Genomic DNA, 4816 nt, shown 5'->3' on the forward strand with positions numbered 1-4816 from the left:
TGAGCATAAAATGCAGTGTCTGGCAGATACACGCTTCTTTGATTCTTTTCATTATGACTTACCTCCGTAAAAATAATAAAACGAGCAGCAATAACTGGACTTACGCAGAATTGCAACTCGTTATATGCTAATTATATCAATTTTTTCAGAATAATTCAAAGGCATTTTTGCACAAAGATTATGCGATATGCTTTTCGATATATTCGACAACTTCACTCCTGTCAATATCAAGAGCAAAAGCAAACTCCTCAAAAAGCATATTTTCTGCAAGGCTGAGGTAATTCTCGTCCGTGGAACGGAGCTTCTTTCCGCTTTCGGCAAGCTCCTTACGGCGCAGATACAATGTTTTTATGAGTCTGATGATCTCGTGCTTGTCGGCATCCTTTATGATACGGCTGTATTCTTCCTTGCGCTTATTATCATTATCTATCCATATCAGCCCTTCTGAATTCATATGGGAGATAAGTTCATCAACTTCTGCCTTTGAGCATACATAATGCATATTGCTAAGTGCCGATTCATTGCTTAAAGGGACATAGAAAGTGTTTTTTTCTGAACTTGTATGTTTGAGTATATAGTATTCCTGTTCTTCTCCTGTAAAATCACGCTTTTCTATTGCTGTGACCTTACATATACCGAATGTTCCGTACATAACAATGTCACCCACATTATACATTAAAATCACCTCGCAAAAAAATAGAACGTGAAGCAAGCAACTGGACTTACGCAGTAACTGCTACACGTTCTCTTTTATAATTATAGCACTTTTTGAAAGATAATGCAAAGGGAGTTTTGCACAAAAATGCAATATATGTATTTGCTGTTTCACATTCCTGTCACATAATGTTTCTGCAAATTCCACAGTAAAAGGCTTATATTCCACTTTCGTTCCATTTTATCTTCAAATACCTGCGATATAATACAACCATAGAAACAAACACAACTCTCCCAATGAAAGGAAGTATCATTATGAAAAAAACATATATAACCTCAGCTATATTAATGGCAGCAATGGCAGTTTACATGACAGGCTGCGGAAATAATAGTTCAGTATCCGAAAACACATCGGTAGGCACAAATGCAAAGACTGTTGTATCAGACAGCGCTGAAACCGTAGAAAAGACTGCCAAGGCAGATAAAACTTCTTCTGAGAATACAGATTCCGCTGAGGTAAAACAGCTTTCAAACAATACTCAGGAAACCACATTTACAGAGCGTGACCTTGAGCAGACCGCAGATACAAGTGAAGCACAGAATATAACAGTTGCCGATAATAAGACCATTGACATCACTGATGAGGGCGTGTATACTATAAACGGTAGTGCTGAAAACTGCACTATCAGAGTTAATGCAGACGATTCCGCAAAGGTACAGCTTGTACTTGACGGCGTTGACATTGAAAACGAGGATTTTCCTGCAATATATGTCCTTTCAGCAGATAAGCTGTTTATAACCACTACCGACACTGATAATACACTTACAGTCAGCGGACAGTTCACAGCTGACGGCGATAACAATACAGACGCAGTTATCTACTCCAAGGACGATATTGTTCTCAACGGCACAGGCACTCTCAATGTTACATCAAACTACGGCAACGGTATCACCTGCAAGGACGATATGAAGATAACAGGCGGTACATACAATATCAAGGCTGCTCTGGACGCATTTGAAGCTAACGATACTATTTCGGTTTATGACGGAAATTTCAATATCACCACAAACAAAGACGGTTTCCACTGCGAGAATGACGAAGCCGAGGGAAGTATCACTATTTCAGACGGCACATTCACTATCAACGGTGGAAGTGACGGTATACAGGCTTGTGCAGTTCTTCAGATAGACGGCGGCGATTTCAATATCACAGCCGCAGAAGGTCTTGAAGCTACATACATAGTTATCAATGACGGCAATATCACTATAGATGCCAGCGATGACGGAATAAACGCTGTAACAAATACAAATGCTTACGAAACAGCAATAGTTTTCAACGGCGGAAATATCAATGTCTCAGTAGGTCAGGGCGATACAGACGCCATTGACTCCAACGGCTCAATCTATGTGAACGGCGGAACGATTAACATCACAGCACAGATGTCTTCCTTCGACTATGACAGAACAGCTGAATTCAACGGCGGTACTATCATAGTCAATGGACAGGAAGTTTCTGAAATACCGCAGAGCATGATGGGCGGCGGTATGAGAGGCGGAATGAACGGAAACATGAACGGCGGCTTCGGCGGTGGACGCGGCGGCCGATTCTGATAGCATAAGGTGATATTATGATCGGAACTGTTCATACTCAGAAATTGTTCTTCGCAATGGGGACAGTCAATACCATTACTGTATTTGAAGAAGCTGATGAAGCTCTGTCAGCAGCCAAGGAACGTGTAAAAAACCTTGACCGCAAGCTTTCGGCATATTCCCACGACAGCGAGATATATTCAATAAACAGCCGTGCAGGTATTGCTCCTGTTGAGGTTTCAATAGATACATTCAGGCTCATAAAGCATTCTGTAATGTATTCAAGGCTGACGGACGGGCTGTTCGATATAACATCGAGACCTCTTTCACAGTTATGGAAAAATGCGATCAGATGCGGACAGCTCCCCGATGAAAATACACTCAATGAAGCGAGAAAGCTTGTAAACTACAGGGACATTATCCTTGATTTCCCAAAACGCACAGTAATGCTGAAAAACAAGGGACAGCAGATTGACCTCGGCGCTATTGCAAAGGGATATGCCGCAGATGAAGTCAGAAATATACTTCACGCCTATGGCATAGAAAATGCTGTTATCAATTTCGGCGGAACTGTTATAAATATGGGGCAACAGCGGAATATCGGTATACAGAAGCCGTTTGCTCCCAATGGGCAGTCCGCTGCTTCAATTAAAGTCGAAAACGGAAAAGCCGTTGTATCATCGGGACTATATGAGCAATTTTGTATCATTGACGGCAGCTTCATACATCATATAGCAGATATACGGACAGGCAAGCCGTCAGATTCGGGATCGCTGGGCGTTACTCTTATTGGAGACAACGCAGAAGAGCTTGATGCACTTGCGACTGCTGCTTTCATTATGGGAGCAGAAAAAAGCATGGAGTTACTGAAACAGCACAATATCGAAGCGCTGTTTATTACAGGTGACAACAAAGTCTACGTCACTGAAAATCTCAGAGAAATAATAAGGATGTGATCATATGAAGAATAAGATATCCTCCATACAGATAGTCAGAGCGGTCATTCAGCTTATAGCCTTCATTACCGTACCCGCCCTGTTTATCACCATATTTTCGTCAATCGGAGAGATCATATCATCGATTGCAGGCGGCAGCTTTGTTCTGCTTGATAATTTAGGCAGGTTAGTTCTGATACTTGGAGTATTCCTCATGACAGTTGTCTGGGGAAGATTCTTCTGCGGATTCATCTGCTCATTCGGTGCAATGCAGGATTTGCTGAATTTCATTGGAAAGCTGATACCATTCAAGGTAAAGGTTCCCGAAAAGGCAGATAAATGGCTCAAGCTTCTGAAATATGCAGTTCTTGCATTTGTTGCAGTAGGAGTATGGGGCTTCTCTGTCACAGGCGATACAGTATGGAGCCCGTGGACGGTATTCGGCATATACAGTTCTCTCAGCGGTTGGAGCAGTCTGAAATATTTTCTTACCCTCGGCGGAGCACTTCTGCTTCTCATTATCATAGGCTCGCTGTTCATTGAACGCTTCTTTTGCAGATATCTCTGTCCCCTCGGAGCACTGTTCTCACTGGTATCACGTTTCAGGATATACAGTCTGAACCGTAAGCCTGAAAAGTGCGGAAACTGCAAACTCTGCACATCAAAATGCTCAATGGGCGTACCTCTTTACAAGTACGACGAAGTCCGCTCGGGCGAATGTATAAACTGCATGAAGTGTACTTCCGTCTGTCCCAATGAGAATATATCGGCTGAAACACTTCCTGCAATATCGGGAACTGTTGCCGCAACAGCTGTGGCTGGTCTTTACTATGCAGGAGTTCTCACTTCTGTTTCCGATTCTGCCGAAGAAAGCAAAGTACAGGTTCAGAATACTACTGAAGCTGAAACTAACGGCATATATACAGACGGAACGTACAAAGGCAGCGGTGAAGGATTCCGAGGTGATATCGATGTCACTGTCACAGTTGAAAACGGCGTTATTACTGATATTACAGTTGATTCATACAAGGACGATAAGGAATTCTTCCAGAAAGCAAAAAGCAGCGTTATCTCTGCTATCATCAAGTCTCAGAGTACAGACGTTGACGCAGTAAGCGGTGCTACATTCAGCAGCAATGGCATAATCGAAGCAGTGAAAAATGCGCTTGGCGAGGAAATAAGTGCAGTTACTGAACAAGTAACAGAACAGAGCAAAAAGCCGAAAAAGCAAAGCGAAACTACTACTGAAGCGTTTGAATCCACAACAGAAACGACTACCGAATCTGTAACATCAGATAATAACAACACAGCCGCAGATACGGCAGGACAATTCGCAGACGGCGTTTATACAGGCACTGGAAACGGTTTCAGAGGAGCTACAAATGTTACTGTTACCGTTGAAAATGGCGAGATTACAGACATCACAGTCAATTCATACAGTGATGACGATCAGTTTTTCAGCCGCGCTGAGAACGGAGTGATTTCCTCGATCATCAAGTCTCAGAGCACAGATGTTGATGCAGTGAGCGGTGCTACATTCAGCAGCAACGGTATAAAGGAAGCTGTTGCTGACGCTCTTGGAATCGAGTTCACAAATCCCAACAGCACTCAGCAGAGAGGTCACGGCGGCAGACATT

4 protein-coding genes are annotated in these 4816 nt (G+C 42.8%); 3 read left to right on the forward strand and 1 reads right to left on the reverse strand.

The window, feature by feature from the left end:
- Positions 1–178: 178 nt before the first annotated feature.
- Entirely contained in the window at positions 179–676 is a 498-nt protein-coding gene (locus tag Q0R37_RS15130; protein WP_294755413.1) for a CarD family transcriptional regulator, read from the reverse strand.
- Positions 677–969: 293 nt separating this feature from the next.
- Between Q0R37_RS15130 and Q0R37_RS15135 the strand changes: the two genes are divergently transcribed.
- The 3 genes from Q0R37_RS15135 to Q0R37_RS15145 all read left to right on the forward strand — a co-directional run.
- On the forward strand, positions 970–2265 hold the full coding sequence (locus Q0R37_RS15135; RefSeq protein WP_294755414.1) for a carbohydrate-binding domain-containing protein: 1296 nt from the start codon (positions 970–972) through the stop codon (positions 2263–2265).
- 17 nt (positions 2266–2282) lie between these two features.
- Entirely contained in the window at positions 2283–3200 is a 918-nt protein-coding gene (locus Q0R37_RS15140) for an FAD:protein FMN transferase (RefSeq protein WP_294755415.1), read from the forward strand.
- 4 nt (positions 3201–3204) lie between these two features.
- Positions 3205–4816, forward strand: a 1612-nt coding sequence (locus Q0R37_RS15145; RefSeq protein WP_294755416.1) for an FMN-binding protein, incomplete at its 3' end; no start/stop codon positions are given.

This window comes from uncultured Ruminococcus sp. (assembly GCF_946415235.1).
In the GTDB taxonomy this organism is placed as follows: domain Bacteria; phylum Bacillota; class Clostridia; order Oscillospirales; family Ruminococcaceae; genus Ruminococcus.

What these genes read in the sequence shown, in the direction of transcription:
- Q0R37_RS15130 (WP_294755413.1), bottom strand. Translation starts at nt 676, where the DNA reads ATGTATAATGTGGGTGACATTGTTATGTACGGAACATTCGGTATATGT.
- Q0R37_RS15135 (WP_294755414.1), top strand. Translation starts at nt 970, where the DNA reads ATGAAAAAAACATATATAACCTCAGCTATATTAATGGCAGCAATGGCA.
- Q0R37_RS15140 (WP_294755415.1), top strand. Translation starts at nt 2,283, where the DNA reads ATGATCGGAACTGTTCATACTCAGAAATTGTTCTTCGCAATGGGGACA.